Here is an 18,269-nt window from a genome sequence, read left to right as displayed (position 1 = left end):
AGATGGTGCAAATTCGCGCAATAGCCACCATGTAGGGGGCATGGAAAAATTCACTGCCGCTTTCCCGCAACGCCATCGGCTATCGCGTACGTCTAACTGCGCGGTGCCCGCATGAACGAGAGCATCGCTTATATCGGCCTGCTGGCTGACGAAGAGATCGAGCTGGACAGCGCCGCCTTGATGTTGAGCGCTCTGGACCATGAAGGGATCGACGTCGAACCCTATCTGGCCCTGCTGCGCGAAATCGGCGACGCGATCGAGGCGGAACGAGCGGACATCGATGATGATGATCTGCAATCGGGAGAAGCGCAGGGCACCCTTCTCGCGCATATATTCAGCGGCCAGTTCGGGTTTGAAGGCGATAGCCTGACCTACGACGCGCCCTTGAACGGCGACATGATCCGGGTGCTGGATCGTCGAAGGGGGCTGCCGGTCAGCCTTTCCATCCTCTATGTCGCAGCCGCCCGACGCGCCGGATGGCAAGCGCATGCGCTGAACACGCCCGGCCATGTCCTGGTCAGCATCGGGCCTGATGAGGCTCCGGCGATCATTGATCCGTTCCGTGGCGGCGCGCTGGTGCAGGCCGGGCAAGTGGCCGGGCTTTTCACGGTCGCCGCATCGACGGGCAGGCAAAACGTTTCGACCCTTGAGCCGATGTCGAACCGCATGACCCTTGTGCGCCTGCTCCTCAATCAGGCCACTCGGGCGGAACAGGCGAACGACACATGGCGGGCCTGCTCGATCTATGAGCGTATGACGGTGGTTGCACCCGAACATGATGCAGGCTGGTGGGCGCTTGCCCGATTGCAGTTGGAACATGGCGAGGTGGAAGCCGCCCGGGGGAGCCTGTGCGCCATGCTGGAGATCAGCCGCGATCCTGAGCGCCGCCGCTATGTTGCCGCAGCGCTCAGTCGGCTATCCGGTCAATCTCAGGCATGAGTGGGCGTTAGAATCTTAGCCCTGAGACTCACGCCGCTTGTTCAATCCCTCTTCAAGTCATTCCCCGCGCGTTCCATAGCGGCACCCGCATCTTCCTTCACTTCCCGGGCTTCGCGCCTTGCATCCTGCGTTGCGTTTCTCGTCGCCGCACCGATCTCGTTCGCGCCTCTGTCGATCGCCCGTTCGGCATGATCAAGACCATTGTCGATCTTCGCTCCTGCCTGATCGACCGCCCGGCTGACGTCATTGCCAATCGCCGACCCCGCATTTTCCAGGCTATCAGATGCTTTTTCCGAGCAGGCCGACAGGCCCACCCCTGCGACAATCACCAAAGCGGCCACAATTGATGCTTTCATGCTTCCCTCATCTTGCTGTCAAACGCATCAGCCCAACCGTTAGCCAGCCTTATGGTTGCCTGTGGGTCAGCGGCTACGCAGGCCGGAAACCATCGATCGATCTGTGTCGGGGATTAGCCCCTCCAGCACCCGCCAGAAGCCCGTCACCGACCCCTGCCCCGCCTGCGCATAAGCCGCCGCCATCTTTTCACGCAGTGCGCGGAACAACTCGGCCTCCAGCATCTTGCCCGACGGGCTGAGCCGCAACAGCTTCTGCCGCCGGTCGCTCGCCCCCTGCCGCGTTTCAATATAGCCACGCTCTATCAGGTCATTGAGCACCCGGCCCAGCGACTGCTTGGTGATGGACAGCAGGCGCAGCAATTCCTTCACCGTCAGGTCCGGCTGACGCGAAATAAAATACAGCGCGCGGTGATGCGCACGCCCTAGCCCCTGTGCCGCAAGCCCGTCGTCGATCGACCGGGTAAGCGCGGAATAGCCGAAATACAGCATCTCGATCCCCCGCCGAATCTCATCCTCGCGCAGGAAGAGGGGCGACGCAGGCGTGATCTGCGAAACCGGTGCATTGGCGGGCGAACTGTTTGCATTCATGCGGGGCGTCCAGGAAGATTTCGAAGCCCGCATATTGGCGAAGCCATAGTGACATGACTAGGCTTTCCTTTCGCGCAACAGACGCTATATGCCGTCCCGCGCGGCGGTCGCCGCACACATGCTGGGGCGTCGCCAAGCGGTAAGGCAGCGGCTTTTGATGCCGCCATGCGCAGGTTCGAATCCTGCCGCCCCAGCCAAGTTTTTCCCAACATACTGCCAAACCTGGCTTTTCGGACGACGCCGGAACCGTGGTGGGGCGTCTGCTACAGAACCGTGCTACAAAGTTGGGGCTTTGTGGGCATGGGAAGCATCCCGAATACTGTACGACGCGGGGGCGTCTATCACTTCCGGCGAGCGGTCCCAATCGGGCTGCGCGTATGGCTGGCACGCAGCGAATTGACATGCAGCCTTCATACGCACCAAGCAGGAGAAGCGCGGTTCCTGTCGCGCTGTCCGTATCTGCGCTCGGAGGAATTGTTCGTAGTGATCGATGCACTAAAGGAGCTCTTCGAGACGCCGATCTGGACAGGTTGCCAATCCGAACACCGGAGGTCGAAGCCGGGGACGTACATCATTCGGGATGAGAATTTCTGGCTGCCCCTGATCGCTGTGTTTTCGGGAATGCGTCAGGAGGAAATCTGCCAACTGCGTTTGGAGGACGTGCGCCAAACGGAAGGCATATGGGTTTTCGACCTTAGGGAAGGTGACGGGCGGCAGCTGAAAACAGCAACGCGATTCGAAAGGTCCCAATTCATACGAACCTGATCCAATTGGGCTTGCTCCGGTATGCTGATGGGATGCGAGCGCAATCTAGCGCGTAGACTCATTACGCGTTGCACCAGAGGCGAACGCAGATGAGCTTGATGGCGGCGAGGAAGTTGGCCGGGTCTTTGTCGTAGCGGGTCGCGATGCTGCGGTACTGTTTGATGCGATTGAAGAAGCGCTCGACGAGGTTTCGCTGTTTGTAGAGCCATGGCGAGAAAGCGAAGCGTTGCGTGCGGTTGGATCGATTGGGAATGTTGGCCCAAACGTTCCTGGCGGCAGCGGCCTCACGGATGGCATTGCTGTCATATCCCTTGTCGCCCAGCAGGGTTGCGCCTTCGGGGATGGCCTCGATCAGCGCCTCGGCTTCACAGGCGTCGTGGACCTGCCCGCCTGTCAGTCTCAGGCTGACAGGGCGTCCGTCAGCATCGACAAGAGCATGGAGTTTGCTGGTAAGGCCGCCCCGGGAACGTCCCATGCCACGATCGCAGCCTCCCCCTTTTTGCCCGTCGCACCATTCTGGTGGACGCGCATGCAGGTGGAATCGATCATCACCAGTTCGCCATTATATCCGGCAGAAACTGCTGCCAGCAGCCGGTCCCACACCCCGGCTTTGCGCCAGCGGACGAACCGATTGTAGCAGGTTGTCGAAGGCCCATAGCGCTCGGGCACTTCGGCCCACGTCGCTCCCGAGCGAAAGCGCCACATGATCCCGTTGATAACTCGACGGTCATCCACCCGGGCCACGCCGCGCGACTTGTTGGGAAGCAAGGGCTCGATAATCGCCCATTCCCGATCTGTCAGTTCATACCGCCGCCGTGCCATCAAACCCTCCAAATCTGGAGGCCCCTGAATCATGCAAATGGCCAATCCTCAAGCCATTTTATGAGTTTACGACCTAGTCGGCTTCTGTTCCCCAACCTGCATCCCCGTCCCAGGCTTTGACGTTCACCTCCGTGCCCACATCATCGACCGCCGGCTGCTGTCGGGCTACCGGCAATGCGACCTCTCCAATTGGGCCGCACTCTCGGAGTAAGAAACCGGACGGCCCCGCAACCGTTCCGCCGGACTCCTTCAGACCTCCCGCAGCGCCTCCCGGAGTAATCCCCGGTTGATGCCTGCTGCCGAGGATGCCGCAGACTGTCCCCCTTCAGCACCAATGGCACAGATGAGGCCGATGATCTGACCATAGCATGTCAGGCCATAATGTTTGCCCACGACATAACCGATGAAATCGGACGCCGCGCCGCCAAAACCGGCTTGCACGGTATCTATGATAGCGCTACCATATTTTGTAGGAGTAGGTGAGGCATGTTTCTCGGCATCGACATTGGGACCTCGGGCGTCAAGGCCGTCATCGTCGGGATCGACGGACGGGTGGTAGCGTCAGAGACAGTTCCGCTCAGCGTTTCCAATCCTTATCCGCTCTGGTCGGAGCAGGGTCCGGAAGACTGGTGGGATGCGACACAGAGCGCCGTCCTTGCACTCGAACCTGCGCTTCGTGCTCAAGTGCGTGGTATTGGCCTTGCGGGGCAAATGCATGGGGCGACCCTGCTGGCTGCGGATGATAAGCCGTTGCGGCCTGCGATCTTATGGAATGACGGTCGTAGCTTCGCAGAATGCGGGGAACTGGAAGCACTTGTTCCACAATCTCGGGTGATCACCGGCAATCTGGCCATGCCAGGTTTTACAGCGCCCAAGCTACTCTGGGTCAAGCGGCAGGAACCGGCTCTCTTTGACCGGATCCGTGCGGTGCTGCTGCCCAAGGATTATGTTCGCTTGTGCATGACGGGCGACAAGGCGTCAGACATGGCGGATAGTGCCGGCACGCTCTGGTTAGACGTTGCGAAACGCGACTGGAGCGATGCGATGCTCGACGCGACCGGCCTCGCTCGCGATCAAATGCCCCGGCTTTTCGAAGGCAACCAAATCACCGGGATGCTGCGCAGAGAGGTCGCTTCGGCCTGGGGCATGGAAGCGATCCCCGTTGTCGCGGGCGGTGGAGACAATGCGGCAGGAGCTGCTGGCGTGGGCGTCGTAAATGATGGGGACGCGCTGCTTTCCCTGGGAACATCGGGCGTCATCTTCGTCGCAACAAATGATTTTCGTCCGAACCCGGGGCGCGCGGTTCACGCCTTCTGCCACTGCTTACCTGGCATGTGGCACCAGATGAGCGTGCATTTGTCTGCTGCCTCCTGCGTGGACTGGGGAGTTCGAGTGACAGGCTTAGAGGGGGTCGCAGCCTTTTTCTCCCTGGCGGAGGCGGCAGGTCCTGCTACCGGGTCCGAATTGTTCCTCCCTTACCTGTCTGGGGAGCGTACACCGCACAATGACCCTCACATCAGGGCCGCGCTGCTTGGCATTGGTAACGAAACGGACAAAGGGCGCATTGCTGCCGCAGTGCTGGAAGGCGTTGCCTTCGCCCATGCTGATGGCATGGCCGTATTGCGAGAGGCCGGAACGACTATAAACGAGTTGTCTGTCATCGGCGGAGGCGCGCGCTCGCGCTATTGGGGACGGATATTGGCATCGGCGCTGAACGTGCGGCTTGCTTATCTCGACGGCGGAGAGGTTGGGCCGGCTCTTGGCGCAGCAAAGCTCGCTTTAATGGCGGTAACCGGGGCCAGCATTGCCGAAGCCTGCGCCCCTCCTCCTATTACAGATGTCGTTGAGCCGGAGTCCGCCCTTGCGGATCGCCTCGCTCCCCGTCTCGCCCGTTTTCGCGCAGCCTGTTCCGCGCTCAAATCACTCCAATAAGGATTTCCCATGTCCGCTGACTATTTCGCCGAGTTCGCCCCCGTTCGCTATGAAGGACCTGATAGCGCCAACGATCTCGCCTATCGCTGGTACGACAAGGATCGCGTGGTCCTTGGCAAGCGGATGGAAGATCATCTGCGCTTCGCGGTGTGCTTCTGGCACACATTCTGCTGGCCGGGCAGCGATGTGTTCGGCGGTGGCACATTTCGCCGCCCATGGCACGTCGGCCCGAACGACACCGCGGCAGCGCGCGAAAAGCGGGAAGCTGCGCTGGCGTTCGTGGAGAAGCTGGACCTGCCCTTCTACTGTTTCCACGACGTCGATGTCATGGCGGACGCAGACGACATCGGGGCGTTCCGAAAGAGCTTTGCCGAAGCGGTTGATCATCTGGAGGAACTGCAGGTCAAACATGGCCGCAAGCTTCTCTGGGGCACCGCCAACCTTTTCAGCCATCCGCGCTACATGGCTGGCGCGGCCACAAATCCTGATCCCGAAGTCTATACCTGGGCAGCGAGTCAGGTACGCGATGCGCTGGAGGCGACCCATCGTCTCGGGGGACAGAATTACGTACTTTGGGGCGGCCGCGAGGGATATGACACTATTCTGAACACGGAAATCGGCATCGAGCAGGAAAATTTCGGACGATTCCTGAGCCTGGTCGTCGATCACAAGCACCGCATTGGGTTTAACGGCACGATCCTGATCGAACCCAAGCCGCACGAGCCGACCAAGCATCAGTATGATTTCGACACTCAGACCGTGTACGGCTTCCTCAAGCGCTTCGGCCTGGAAAAGGAAGTGTGCGTGAACATCGAAGCCAATCACGCAACACTATCCGGCCACACTTTCGAGCATGAGATTGCCATGGCCCGCGCACTGGGCATTTTCGGTTCCATCGACGCCAATCGAGGCGACCATCAAAACGGGTGGGATACAGACCAATTTCCAAATTCGGTGGAGGAATTGACGCTGGCCATGCTCGAGATCATCCGTGCGGGCGGCTTCACGACCGGCGGGTTCAACTTCGATGCGAAGGTGCGCCGCCAGAGTATCGACGCGGTGGACCTGTTCCACGGCCATATTGGCGGAGTCGATACGATCGCGCATGCGTTGGTGAAGGCCGCCGCTATCATCGAGGATGGACGCGTCGATGCTTTCCGGGCCGAACGCTATGCCGGGTGGAAAGGCGAGCTTGGCCAAGCGATTCACAAGGAAGATGCGACGCTGGCGTCGATTGCCGATATTGCGGCCGAACGCGGCTTGCAGCCGCAGCCGCGCTCCGGACGTCAGGAATGGCTCGAAAATATGGCGAACCGCTTCTGATGCTGACGCTGGGGGCAGGTGACTATCGGATTGATATCGACCCGCGCAGGGGCGGTTCGGTGCTGCAATTCGACTGGAACGGGATGCCCCTTTTCCGGCGAGATAAAGGTCGATCCGTGCTGGATGCTGCCTGCTTTCCCCTCGTCCCTTTCTCCAACCGCATTGCCTTCGGCCGTTTCCAAGCGGGCAAACGGACGGTCACACTTGCCCCGAACTTTCCCGGTACAGGCCATCCGCATACGCTGCACGGTTTCGGCTGGTTGTCACAGTGGAATGTGATGCAGGCTGACGAGAGCAGTGCGACGCTCGAGCATCTTTATCCAGGCGGTGAGTGGCCCTGGCCCTATCGCGCTGAACAGCGATTTGTGCTTTCGGGAGAAGGGCTCTCCATGACCCTGTCGATCGTGAATTTGGGCGAAGAGGAGATGCCGACAGGGCTGGGCTTTCATCCGTATTTCCCATGTGACGCCGACACTGTGTATCATGGTCTGCACCGGGGCGAGTGGCAGAACAGCGCCGACTGCCTGCCTGAACAGCTCGACTTGCGGGCAGAGGCCCTGGATTGGTGGGGTGGCGCGGCGGTGACGCGGCGATCAGTCGATACAGTCTATACCAACAGGGTTGGCCCGCTGCGAATTGACTGGCCCAGCCGAGGGCTGTCGCTGGAGATGACGCCCGATGCGGTTTTCCAGCACACGGTGGTTTATACCCCGGAAGATGCGGGGTTTTTCTGTGTTGAGCCGGTGACGCATAGCACCGACGCCCTGAATGCGGATGGCACACCCGATATGCAATGGCTTTTGAAGGATGAGGTATTTTCGGCAGGCGTCAAATTTTCGGCGGCCGAAATCACGAAAGAAGTAGCGAATTGAACGCCTTTTTTGTGAGGCAGGTTTTGAGCCGCCTCCCTCTCCGCCTGGGGCGCCTTTAAGGCGCCCCTTTTTTTAACCCGGCGAAGGAGTCCAGAGAGACCGCAGGCTTGCTCGCAAGAGGATGGCCCGATAGCGGTTGGATGGGAGCACATCAAAACCATGAGCGACAGGAAATACGCGCGGAAAAGACGAGACGGACCCAGGATCGCGGATGTTGCGGTCGCGGCGGAGGTTTCGCCCATGACCGTCTCGCGGGTCATAAATGGCGATCCCCGGGTGCTTCAGGCCACCCGCGATCGCGTTCAGGAGGCGATCGGCAAGCTGGGCTATGTGCCCAACCCGGCAGCCCGCAACCTGGCTGGTGCGCGTCAGTGCAGGCTGGTCCTGCTGCACACGAACCCGAGCGCCGCCTATCTGAGCGAGTTTCTTCTGGGCAGTCTGGCGGCCGCGCGCAAGTGCGATGCGGAACTAATCATCGAAGAACATGACAACAGTGAAGGACCGGCAGCCCTGGCGGCCCGGCTGGCGGCTCACCGGGTCGATGGCGTGCTGCTGCCACCGCCGCTCTGCGACGATAAGACGCTGCTGGCGTCACTTGCTAGCCATAGGCTGGAGGTCACACAGGTCGCGACGGGGAAGCCCGCACCCGATGCCCATGCCGTCCTGATCGACGACGAGGCGGCCGCCTTCGCCATGACGACGCACCTGCTGGAGCAGGGCCATCAGCGGATCGGCTATGTTTCGGGAAGCCCCGATCAATCCGCGAGCCACTTGCGCCGACGCGGCTATGAAAGGGCGCTCGAATCCTTTGGCATCAGCATAGACGAGACGCTGATCGTACCAGGCGATTACACCTATAGATCAGGGATGAAAGCGGCCGAACGCCTGCTCAACCTGTCGGCCCGCCCTACGGCCATTTTCGCGGCAAATGACGACATGGCCGCAGCCGTCGTGGGCGCTGCGCACCGGCGGGGCCTGGATGTGCCGGGCGCGCTGTCGGTCTGCGGTTTCGACGACACCGCGATCGCCACGACGATCTGGCCGGAACTCACCACTATTCGGCAGCCAGTGTCGGCGATGGCCTATCGCGCCATCACCATATTGGCCGAGTCAGTGCGCCGGAAGGACGATGCTCGACCCGTGACCATGCAGCGAATTCTCCTGCCGTTCGAACTCGTCCGGCGGGAGTCTGACGCACAATTACAATCAGTCACTTGACGCAGACGAGAAGAAGGTGATGTTAGCGCTCTCATAGGGAGGATGGCTTTCATGCAGGCAATTGAGCGGGACGGTCTCAACCTGGCGTTGATCGGGCGTATCGTGGCCGTGGCGACGATCGGCGGCTTCATGTTCGGATATGATTCCGGCGCGATCAACGGCACGCAGGACGGCCTGAAACACGCATTCGCGCTGGGCGAGACGCAGCTGGGCCTGACGGTCAGCGCCTTGCTTCCCGGCTGCGCGCTGGGCGCATTCATGGCCGGGCGCTTTGCCGATATATGGGGGCGCAGGACGGTCATGATGACCGCCGCTGTCCTCTTCATCATGAGCGCTGTCGCGTCAGGCGCGGCCAGCTCCGCCCTGATGCTCGCCCTCGCCCGCTTTTTCGCGGGAATGGCCGTCGGCGCCGCGAGCGTCCTTTCGCCTGCCTATATCAGCGAGGTGACCCCGGCCGAGATACGCGGCCGCCTGTCGAGCTTGCAGCAGATCATGATCATTTCGGGCCTGACCGGCGCCTTTTTCGCCAACTATTATCTGGCGCAGACTGCCGGATCGTCGCTGGGCATCATCTGGGGCGGGCAACCCGCCTGGCGATGGATGTTCTGGGTACAGGCGTTCCCCGCGTTGCTGTTCCTTGCGGCGCTGCTGGGCATTCCCGAGAGCCCGCGCTTCCTGGTCGCGAAGGGACGCAAGGAGGAGGCGCACCGGGTCCTTGCCCGATTGCTGGGACATCGGGCCGCGACGAGCAAGCTGGCGGAGATCGACGCGTCCATCTCCCATGATCACCGGCCCAGCCTGGCCGACATCCGCAAGCCAGACGGCGGGTGGCGGCCGATCGTGTGGGTGGGCATCGGCCTTGCCGTTTTCCAGCAATTGGTCGGCATCAACGTCGTCTTTTATTATGGCGCCGTCCTATGGCAGGCGGTTGGCTTCACCGAAGGCGACGCGCTGAAAATCAACATCGTTTCGGGTCTTGTGTCGATCCTGGCCTGTCTGGTTTCGATCATGCTGATCGACAAGCTGGGACGCAGGCCTTTGCTGCTGATCGGGTCGGCGGGCATGACGCTGACTCTCGGCACCCTCGCCTGGTGCTTCAGTCAGACGGAGATGGTGAACGGGGTGCTGCACATGCCCGGCGCAACCGGTACGGTCGCGCTGTTCGCCGCAAACATCTTCGTCATTTTCTTCAATCTCAGCTGGGGTCCGGTTATGTGGGTCATGCTGGGCGAGATGTTCCCGAACCAGATGCGCGGTTCGGCCCTGGCGATAGCGGGCGCGGCGCAATGGCTGGCGAATTTCCTCGTCAGTTCCAGCTTTCCCTGGCTCGCGAAAAATCTCGGTCTGCCGTTCACCTATGCCATGTACACGGCGTTCGCGCTGCTTTCGCTGATCTTCGTGAACAGCATGGTCAAGGAGACCAAGGGCATCGAGCTGGAAGACATGCAGGGATAAGGGCGAAGCGCCGAGCGGTAGCCTTGGCTCCCCCTGCGTAGCCACCAGGAGCAAAACGTTGGGCGAGGCTGTCGTCAGCTCCGCCCCCCAAACCAGCGTCGGCGGATCAGTTATCCGATTGATCCGCCACGAAGCCGGGCCAGCTATTCATATAATCGATGAACGGCGGCGATAGACCTTCATCCAGCAAATGGCTAATCGTGACAGGCAGCGCAGGTGATTCATAGGCGGCGTCGGCGCGAACGCGTTCGGGGAAGTCGTGGCGCAGGATTGCGCCGCGACCAATGGTAACGAAATCACAGCCGGATTGGACGACCCAGGCGGCGGTTTGCCCGCTCATCACCTTGCCTGCGGCTCCCAGGCGGACATCGCCGCGCGGCAGTTCGGTGAAATAGCTCAGCAAGCTGCGGCCCCTGAACCGTTCATCTTCCGGTTCCTTGGTCACATCCCAGAGCGACAGGTCGAGATAGTCGATCTTCCCCTCTCGCATCACGCGAGAGGCGACAGCAACCACCTCGTCCAACTGCTGCGCATAGCGTTCTGGCGACAGGCGTAACCCGACCTGAAAATCAGGGCGGCAGGCGGCCCGGATGCCGTCGATGATCTCGAACAAAAGGCGCGCGCGGTTTTCAGCATTGCCACCATATTGATCCGTGCGCTTATTAACTTCGGGCGAGAGGAATTCGGCCAGGATATAGCCGTGCGCGCCATGCACCTCGACGCCGTCGAAACCCGCCTCCTCCGCCCGCCGGGCTGCCGCAATGAAATCTTCCCGCAGTTGGTGTACTTCGTCCAGGGTAAGGCCGCGCGACCCGGTCTCGTCATGATCAGAAGGGCAGACAGGCGTGCCTACTAGCTCTTTCGGCGCTCTATAACCTGCATGGTGTAGCTGGACGGCCGAAAGCGCACCCCGCTCCTTTATGCCTATTGCCAGCCGCGTGAGCCCCTCGAGGTGCTCGTCGCCGAATATGCCCAGTTGGCCGGGGAAGCCCTGCCCCACCACCTGCACATGGGAAGCCGCCGTCATGACCAAGCCGAAACCGCCGCTCGCCCGCTTCGTTAGCCAATGATACTCTGCGGCAGACAGGCGGCCGTCGGCATGGCTTTGCTGGTTGGTCAACGGCGCGAGCATCAGCCGGTTTTTCATGCCAGGGCCGCGGCTGAAGGACAGCGGGCAGAACAGATCCGTCATAAATATGGCTTTCTACAGTGGTTCCCTAACGGCCCGTAGCGAAAAACAGAAAGACGAAGCACAAAGGCGGATTGAATGGGCAGAAAATCTTTTTGGTAGGCTTGGAGGGGTGGAAAGATGATATCGATCCAAAAGGGACCTTTCTAAGCGGCGACTTCGAACATGACCTTAAGGCCCTCAGCTTCGGCGGAGGGCGCGGCCCATAGGGTGAACTGACCCGGCTCGATCAGCGGTTTCAGATCCATGCCGAGGAAGGCGAGGTCGGCGGCCGAGAGGGTGAAGCTCACCTGCTTCGATTGGCCGGGCGCGAGATCCACATGCTGGTACGCCTTCAGTTCACGGATCGGCTGGGTGACGCTGGCCACCACATCCTGCACATAGATCTGGACCAGTTCGCGCGCGGCGTGCTTGCCGTCATTCTTCACGGTCACGGTCGCGCGTAGCTGCCCGTCCCGCCCTATCTGCTTGGCGGAGAGGCTGAGGTCCAAATAGCTGATCTTGCCGTAGGTCAGGCCATGGCCGAAGGGGAAGCGCGCCTCATTCTTTACCGTGATGAAGCGCGTGTTGGTGGGGCGCCCGGGGCGGCGGTGCGCGTAATAATAGGGCACTTGGCCTGGCGAAATCGGAAAGCTGACCGGCAGGCGGCCCGACGGTCCGGTCGCGCCGAACAAGATGTCGGCGGTGGCGTTGCCAGATTCCGATCCCAAGAACCAGGTGACGAGGATTGCGGGCGCATTCAGCACCGCGCCTTCCAGCGCCAGCGCGCGGCCGTTGCGCAGCGCGACGACGACGGGTTTGCCCACTGCGGCGACCGCTTCGGCCAATGCCTGCTGCGGCGCGGGCAGGACGATGAGGTCGCGCGAGGATGCCTCGCCCGACATGGCCTCACGCTCGCCGATGGCGAGGATGACGATATCGGCGGCGCGGGCAGCAGCGACGGCGGCGTCGATGCCGCCATCCACCGGCGAGGTGACTTCGCTGCCCTTGACCACCGTCACCAGAGATGCGTCGGCAACCGCCGCGCGAATGCCGGTTGCGAGGTCCACGGCTTCCTTGCTGTCGGCGAACAGGGTCCAGGGGCCATGCAGGTTGCCCTGCCCTTCGGCAAAGGGACCGATGATGGCAATGCGCTTGCCCGCGCGCGGCAGGGGCAGCAAATCGCCCTCATTTTTCAGCAGCACGATCGAACGCTGCGCCGCTTCTCGCGCCAGGGAAAGGGCTGGCTTGGTGCGCATGCGGACCTGCTGGCGCTTGAGGTCCATGCGGCGGAACGGATCGTCGAACAATCCAAGCTTTTCCTTGAGCGTGAGGACGCGGCCGACCGCCTCGTCCACCCGCTCCATCGGCACTTCGCCCGCAGCGACCAGGGAAGGGAGATGGTCGCGATAGATGCCGCTCGCCATGCTCATGTCGAGCCCCGCCATGATGGCGATGCGCGCGGCGTCGCGGGCATCGGCGGCAAGGCCACGGGCGGCGATTTCCACATCGCCATTATAGTCGCCGACGACCAGCCCGTCGAAGCCCATCTCGCCGCGCAGTATATCCGTCAGCATCTCGTGGCTGCCATGGACGGGACGGCCGGCAATATCTTCAAACGCAGCCATGACAGTCGCACAGCCCGCATCGATCGCCGCCTGGAACGGGGGCAGATAGACTTCGCGCAGCGTGCGTTCGGAAATATCGGCGGTGTTGTAGTCGACACCGCCTTCCGCCGCGCCATAGGCGGCGAAATGCTTCATGCAGGCCGCGACCGATCCTACATCGGCCAGCGAGCGGCCCTGGAAGCCGCGCGTGCGGGCACGGGCCATGTCGCTCGACAGCAGCACGTCCTCCCCCGCCCCCTCGACCGTCCGACCCCAGCGGGCATCCCGGCCAATATCGACCATCGGCGCGAAGACCCAGTCGAAACCTGTCGCCGCCATTTCCTCTGCCGCCGCGCGCGCGGAGCGCTCTGCCAGGGCGGTGTCGAAGCTGGCCGCTTCGCCGAGCGGTACGGGGAATACGGTGCGGTAGCCATGAATGACGTCGCCCGCGAAGATCATCGGGATGCCGAGACGCCCCTTCATCGCGGCAGTCTGAAGCTTGCGATGCGCGTCCACGCCAAAGCCGTTGAACACGCCGCCTAGCCGCCCAGATTCGGCGTCGCCCAGCATATTCTCGACATTTTTGACAGCGGCGGCAGGGTTGATCTTGGCAGCGGCCGCTGACGTCCAGGGGGTCGGCATCAATGTAAGTTGGCCCGCCTTCTCCTCGATCGTCATCTGCGCGATCAGCGATTTGACGCGGCTGGACAGCGGGCGGCGCACAGCCGCCATCGCCGCCGGAATGCCTGACGCCTGCCACGCGAAAAGGCAGGCGGAACTGATCAATAGCGAGCGGCGGCTGACGGAGATGTCGCGCGACATGCGGGGAAGCTCCAGGGGGTGCGGCGATACTGTCATGGTGGTTCCCGGATATTTTCGTTCAGCAGCGAGCAAGGCATAGCCGCCTAATCCGCATAAAGTAAACAGTTCAGTTGCATTTTTTCGTGAAGCTGCTTTACATGGCAAGCCACCCATCGAACGGAGAGTATGATGAAGAAATGGATTATCGCTGCGGCCCTGATGGCGATGTCACCGATGCCCGCGTTCGCGCAGGCCGCCTATTCGTCGAGCACCACTGAAATTGGCGCGCTGCTTGATGACCCTGCGGCCAAGGCGATCCTGGAAAAGCATGTTCCCGGCATGACCACCAATGACCAGGTTGATATGGCTCGTGCCATGACGCTGAAGGACATTCAGCAATATTCGCCTGACGAGATTACCGATAAGGTACTGGCAGAGATCGATGCCGATCTGGCCAAGCTGAAGAAGTAAGACGGAAAGGCTGGCCGGGATCAGCATGCCTGGCCAGCCTACCCCCGACCGGGGCCGGTGGTAAACCCGGCTGCCCCTTCCCTTCTCACAATTGCCGATCAGGCCTTCAACTCGATCAGCGCCACACCCTCCGGCGGCAAATCGAGCGTGAGCATACCCTGCTTGTCCAGCCGCCGGGTTTCGGGCGGCGCTAGTTCCGCTGACCGCCGGATTTGATCGATTTCATCTTTCTTGGGATATTGCGGCGACCCCAGTTCACGCCATTTGGGCAAGGGCGAGCCGCGTTCCTGATCGACATAGCTGACGCGAACGGCAGCACCTGGGCGCGCGCCTTTGAGCGCAACCAGCATATGTTTCCGTTCGCCATTAACGATGCGCTGGCTGCTCATGCCTGGAATTCCGGAAGGCTGTTTCACCTCCGCAAGGTTCCAGACCAGCGCTGCGGCGCCTTCCTTCGTCCGGCTTGCGAGCGCTGGGCCAGTTGCAGCGAGGCGGCGCTGTCCCATCCGGTGCAGCAGCTTGTAGGTGTTGAAAGCAGGGCGCGGAATATTGCGCTGCGCCAGCATGCCCCAGCCGCCATCCCCTTCCTTTATGATGAAGTTGGGGAAGTTGATTTCCTCGAACACATTGCTGATGCACCATTGCGACATCGCGTGGCAGTAGGGCAGGCAATTGCTGATCACATGGGCGATCATCGCCGGGCTGTCGGACGACCACTCGCTTAGCCACAATTCCGCGCCCTTGTAGCGGGTGGCGTCGATCTGGTTGCGGACCTGCGCCATGGCTGCGGGGATCACATCCTTGTGTGGATAGCGATTGGCCTGGCCGAATAATTCCTTTTGGTCGTCGCCGGCGTAGATGTGCGTCGATACGAAATCGACTGGCAGATTTTCCTGTGCGCAGAAGCCAAGGAATTCCGGCATCCATTGCGCTGCGGCTGTCGAAGGACCGCCGACCCGCAGCTTGTGATCCACCCCCTTGATCGCCTGCGCCGCTGCTTTGTACATGGCGAAATAGTCAGCCTGGGTCCCACTGAAGAACCAGGTCAGATTAGGCTCGTTCCACACTTCGAAATACCATTGGCGCACTTCGTTCGCGCCATAGCGATCGATCAAATGGCGCACGAACCCGGCGATGAACTGGCCCCAGGCTTCGGGCGACGCGGGAGGCGTGATATTGGCATTGTAGGTGAAGTTGAGCTTTGTATTCCCGCTCGCCAGCTTCTTGGGCATGAAACTCAGTTCGACAAAGGGCTGGACGCCGCGCTCCAGCAGGCCGTCATATACGGCATCGACATTCTGGAAGTTCGGGTCCTTGCCATTCATGCCGCCTGGCCAGACGCCCAGATCATCATTGAAGATGCCATGGAAGCGCACCCGCTCCAGACCTGTTTCGTTACGAAAGCGCTCCAGATCATTCCGCCACGCCTCCCGCAGGGTCGCAGATGCGCGATCCGAGCCGGCGCAACGCGACCAGATATGATCAAGCGCGCCGATGTCCTGACGCAGGTCGATTTCGACCTGCTCCTGTTCCGCCTGCGCAAAGGCTGTCCGGGTCAAGGAAGAAGCTGCGAAAGCAGCAGCGCCAGCGCCCATGATTTCCCGGCGGTTCCACATCAATCCGACTCCCTCGCGTCGCGGTCAGGCGACCGTCAGCTTCACTGATTTCAACTTGTCCGAACTGGGACCCGCATGAATTGTGAAGGTCCCTGGCTCGACGACATAGGCCATATCGATGTTCCAAAAGGCTAGGCTGTCCGGATCAAGCCGGAACTGCACCTTACGCTTTTCGCCCGGCTTCAAGGTGACGCGTTCAAACCCGCGCAGTTCCAGCAGCGGGCGCGGCACCGAGCTTACATCATCGCGGACATAAAGCTGGACCACCTCGTCACCGGCTCTTGAGCCTGTGTTGGTCACATCGACCTCGACAATCGCGGTTTCACCTACGGCAATGGTCGATTTGGCGAGGCGGGGCGCGGAAATGTCGAATGTCGTGTAGCTCAGGCCATAGCCGAACGGGAACAAGGGCGTGGGCTTGCCCTCGACATAGCGCTTGCCGGTCTTGGCCGACGGATGCTGGTTGTAGAACATCGGCAGATCGCCCACCGATCGCGGAAAGGTGACCGGCAGCTTACCGCCGGGATTGACCTTGCCAAACAGCATGTCGGCAAAAGCGTTGCCGCCTTCCTGTCCGAGATACCAACCTTCGACGAGCGCATTCGCTTTTTCCGCAAGCCGCGTCACGGTGAGCGGCCGCCCGTTGATGAGCAGCGCAATAATCGGCTTGCCGGTCTCGATCATCGCTTCGACCAGCGCGTCCTGATCGCCGAACAGATTGAGGCTGTTGCGATCGCCAGGCGCGCCCGCATGGATTGCCTCGCGCGTGATTTCCGGCACGTCGCCCACGACAAGGAGGATGACGTCGGACCGCTTGGCCACTTCAACCGCCTGCGCGATGCGCGCGGCATTTTCCGCCGGATCGGCATAGCGCGCGGGCCTGCCGGGGAGATGCTGCGCCATCTTATCGGGTTTGACGATCTGCACGCCTTCGGCATGTTCAACCGTGATATTCTTGCCTGCCGCAGCCTGGACGCCTGCCAGGATGCCAACGGCCTGCGCATTGACCGATGAATAGCCGCCGAAGAGCGGCTCGACCGCATTGGGGCCAATCACCGCGATCTTGCGCGAAGTAGCGGGATCGAGGGGCAGCAGCCCATCATTCTTCAGAAGCACCAGCGACTTTTGTGCGACCTTGCGAGCGAGCGCCTTGCTGGCCGGGGCATTCACTTGTCGCAGCGCTCGGGCCTTGTTCACATAGGGATTTTCGAACAGGCCAGCTTCGAACTTGAGCGCAAGGATGCGGCTGACCGCTGCGTCCAGGCTGGCTTCGGGGATGCGGCCGGCGCGGACCAGCTCGGGAAGCCGCGCATAGGCTTGGCCCTCCGGCAATTCGGCATCGACGCCCGCATGAAGCGCGAGCACTGCCGCCTCATCATCGTTCGCAGCCATATTATGGTGGGTCACGAGATTGGTAACGCCGCCATAGTCGCTGAAATAGGCGCCACGGAACTTAAGCCGCTCGCGACCTGTGCGCTGGAGCAATTCAAAATTGGCGTGGGAAGGAACGCCCTCAATCTCATTATAGGAGGGCATGATGATAGCGGGGTCGGCTTTCCTGATCACCTGTTCGAAGGGGACCAGGAAATTCTCCCGCAAAGTCCGTTCGCTCATGTCGGCGGGCGCGGTGTTGAGCCCGCCCTCCGGAGAGCCGTGGATGAAATGCTTCAGCGTGGTGAAAACTTTATCGGCGGCAAGTGGCCGCGCCCCTTGCTGGCCTAGCACTGAGGCGATGCCCATCTGGCTCACAAGATAAGGATCTTCGCCGAAAAACTCCTCAACCCGACCAAAGCGGGGGTCGCGGGCGAGATCGAGCACCGGACTGAGCGCGACCGTTGCCCCACGCATGCGCGCCTCGCGCCCCGCGAGTTCGAACGCCTGTTGGACAAGGCCTGGGTCCCAAGTACTTCCGAGGCCGAGAGGAATAGGGAAGATGGTCGCGTCGCGCGCTTTCAGCCCGTGCGCCGTCTCCTCATGGAAGAGCGCAGGGATGCCGAGCCGTGTATGTTCGACGAGATGGCGCTGGATCGCGTTGATCAAGTCGATCGTCTCACCGGGTGCGCGATAAGCGTCGGTCGGAGCGCGCTTGGTGCCGTTCGTGTCACTTGGATTGCCGATTTGGCCGATGCCGTCCTGGAAGACCTTCATCGCCTTGTCCGGCGAGAAATTATCGCCTTCCAGGAAAGACGCCTTGGTATAGGCCATCGAGCGCATCTGCGCGGCTTTTTCCTCCAGCGTCATACGGCTGAGCAGATCGCGGACGCGATCCTCTACCGGCGCCTTTGGATCGCGGTAGACGGCCCTGCCTCCCATTTGCGCCATTGCTGCAGCAGGCA

At 61.4% G+C, this 18,269-nt stretch carries 16 protein-coding genes and 1 tRNA gene; 9 read left to right on the top strand and 8 right to left on the bottom strand.

The genetic code is table 11. From position 1 onward, the window contains the following. The first annotated feature begins 111 nt into the window (after positions 1-111). Positions 112-939, top strand: coding sequence for a transglutaminase family protein (locus tag ACZ5U1_RS16625; protein ID WP_464780244.1), 828 nt, complete (start codon positions 112-114; stop codon positions 937-939). A gap of 41 nt (positions 940-980) precedes the next feature. Here ACZ5U1_RS16625 and ACZ5U1_RS16620 read toward each other — a convergent pair whose 3' ends face one another. Both ACZ5U1_RS16620 and ACZ5U1_RS16615 read right to left on the bottom strand, forming a co-directional pair. Next, the gene (locus tag ACZ5U1_RS16620; protein ID WP_464780243.1) at positions 981-1,295 is read right to left on the bottom strand and encodes a hypothetical protein; all 315 of its coding nucleotides are present in this window, start codon (positions 1,293-1,295) and stop codon (positions 981-983) included. Between the two features lie 66 nt (positions 1,296-1,361). Next, complete coding sequence (locus tag ACZ5U1_RS16615; RefSeq protein ID WP_464780242.1) at positions 1,362-1,883, bottom strand: MarR family winged helix-turn-helix transcriptional regulator; 522 nt, start codon at positions 1,881-1,883, stop codon at positions 1,362-1,364. Between the two features lie 122 nt (positions 1,884-2,005). Here ACZ5U1_RS16615 and ACZ5U1_RS16610 point away from each other — a divergent pair. Further along, positions 2,006-2,080 (top strand) — tRNA-Gln (locus ACZ5U1_RS16610). Further along, positions 2,049-2,648, top strand: coding sequence for a DUF6538 domain-containing protein (locus tag ACZ5U1_RS16605; protein WP_464780241.1), 600 nt, complete (start codon positions 2,049-2,051; stop codon positions 2,646-2,648). The genes ACZ5U1_RS16610 and ACZ5U1_RS16605 overlap by 32 nt, the downstream gene beginning before the upstream one ends. Positions 2,649-2,709: 61 nt before the next feature. Here ACZ5U1_RS16605 and ACZ5U1_RS16600 read toward each other — a convergent pair. Together ACZ5U1_RS16600 and ACZ5U1_RS16595 are read right to left on the bottom strand one after the other, a co-directional pair. After that, positions 2,710-3,470 (bottom strand): IS5 family transposase gene (locus ACZ5U1_RS16600; RefSeq protein WP_464780240.1). Its coding sequence is split into 2 segments (ribosomal slippage): positions 2,710-3,140 and positions 3,140-3,470, totalling 762 coding nucleotides; the frame shifts between segments, so codons are not numbered across the junction. Positions 3,471-3,719: 249 nt separating this feature from the next. Further along, complete coding sequence (locus ACZ5U1_RS16595; protein ID WP_464780239.1) at positions 3,720-3,911, bottom strand: hypothetical protein; 192 nt, start codon at positions 3,909-3,911, stop codon at positions 3,720-3,722. 45 nt (positions 3,912-3,956) lie between these two features. On the opposite strand from ACZ5U1_RS16595, the gene xylB reads away from it, so the two are divergent. The 5 genes from xylB to ACZ5U1_RS16570 all read left to right on the top strand — a co-directional run bounded on the left by xylB (position 3,957) and on the right by ACZ5U1_RS16570 (position 10,270). Beyond that, positions 3,957-5,402, top strand: a complete 1,446-nt coding sequence (xylB, locus tag ACZ5U1_RS16590; protein ID WP_464780238.1) for a xylulokinase — start codon at positions 3,957-3,959, stop codon at positions 5,400-5,402. Positions 5,403-5,411: 9 nt separating this feature from the next. Then, complete coding sequence (gene xylA, locus ACZ5U1_RS16585) at positions 5,412-6,725, top strand: xylose isomerase (protein ID WP_464780237.1); 1,314 nt, start codon at positions 5,412-5,414, stop codon at positions 6,723-6,725. After that, positions 6,695-7,597 carry an aldose 1-epimerase gene (locus ACZ5U1_RS16580; protein ID WP_464780236.1) on the top strand — a complete coding sequence of 301 codons (903 nt, stop codon included), beginning with the start codon at positions 6,695-6,697 and terminating at the stop codon, positions 7,595-7,597. Before xylA ends, ACZ5U1_RS16580 begins: the two co-directional genes overlap by 31 nt. Before the next feature lie 159 nt (positions 7,598-7,756). Next, positions 7,757-8,815, top strand: coding sequence for a LacI family DNA-binding transcriptional regulator (locus tag ACZ5U1_RS16575; RefSeq protein ID WP_464780235.1), 1,059 nt, complete (start codon positions 7,757-7,759; stop codon positions 8,813-8,815). Positions 8,816-8,866: 51 nt separating this feature from the next. Then, the gene (locus ACZ5U1_RS16570; protein ID WP_464780234.1) at positions 8,867-10,270 is read left to right on the top strand and encodes a sugar porter family MFS transporter; all 1,404 of its coding nucleotides are present in this window, start codon (positions 8,867-8,869) and stop codon (positions 10,268-10,270) included. Between the two features lie 106 nt (positions 10,271-10,376). Here the strand turns inward: ACZ5U1_RS16570 and ACZ5U1_RS16565 are convergent, their stop codons facing one another. Beyond that, complete coding sequence (locus ACZ5U1_RS16565) at positions 10,377-11,462, bottom strand: NADH:flavin oxidoreductase (RefSeq protein WP_464780233.1); 1,086 nt, start codon at positions 11,460-11,462, stop codon at positions 10,377-10,379. A gap of 143 nt (positions 11,463-11,605) precedes the next feature. Then, entirely contained in the window at positions 11,606-13,903 is a 2,298-nt protein-coding gene (locus ACZ5U1_RS16560) for a glycoside hydrolase family 3 N-terminal domain-containing protein (protein ID WP_464780232.1), read from the bottom strand. A 132-nt stretch (positions 13,904-14,035) separates the two neighbouring features. Here ACZ5U1_RS16560 and ACZ5U1_RS16555 point away from each other — a divergent pair, with 132 nt between their 5' ends. Further along, complete coding sequence (locus tag ACZ5U1_RS16555; RefSeq protein WP_464780231.1) at positions 14,036-14,317, top strand: hypothetical protein; 282 nt, start codon at positions 14,036-14,038, stop codon at positions 14,315-14,317. Positions 14,318-14,415: 98 nt separating this feature from the next. Here ACZ5U1_RS16555 and ACZ5U1_RS16550 read toward each other — a convergent pair whose 3' ends face one another. Further along, entirely contained in the window at positions 14,416-15,933 is a 1,518-nt protein-coding gene (locus ACZ5U1_RS16550) for a GH39 family glycosyl hydrolase (RefSeq protein WP_464780230.1), read from the bottom strand. A 24-nt stretch (positions 15,934-15,957) separates the two neighbouring features. Further along, positions 15,958-18,246, bottom strand: coding sequence for a glycoside hydrolase family 3 N-terminal domain-containing protein (locus tag ACZ5U1_RS16545; RefSeq protein ID WP_464780229.1), 2,289 nt, complete (start codon positions 18,244-18,246; stop codon positions 15,958-15,960). Positions 18,247-18,269: the final 23 nt, after the last annotated feature.

Source organism: Sphingobium sp. TomTYG72, from assembly GCF_055394715.1.
Note: the sequence above shows the minus strand (reverse complement) of the source record. Positions and strands in the feature narration are given on the sequence as shown.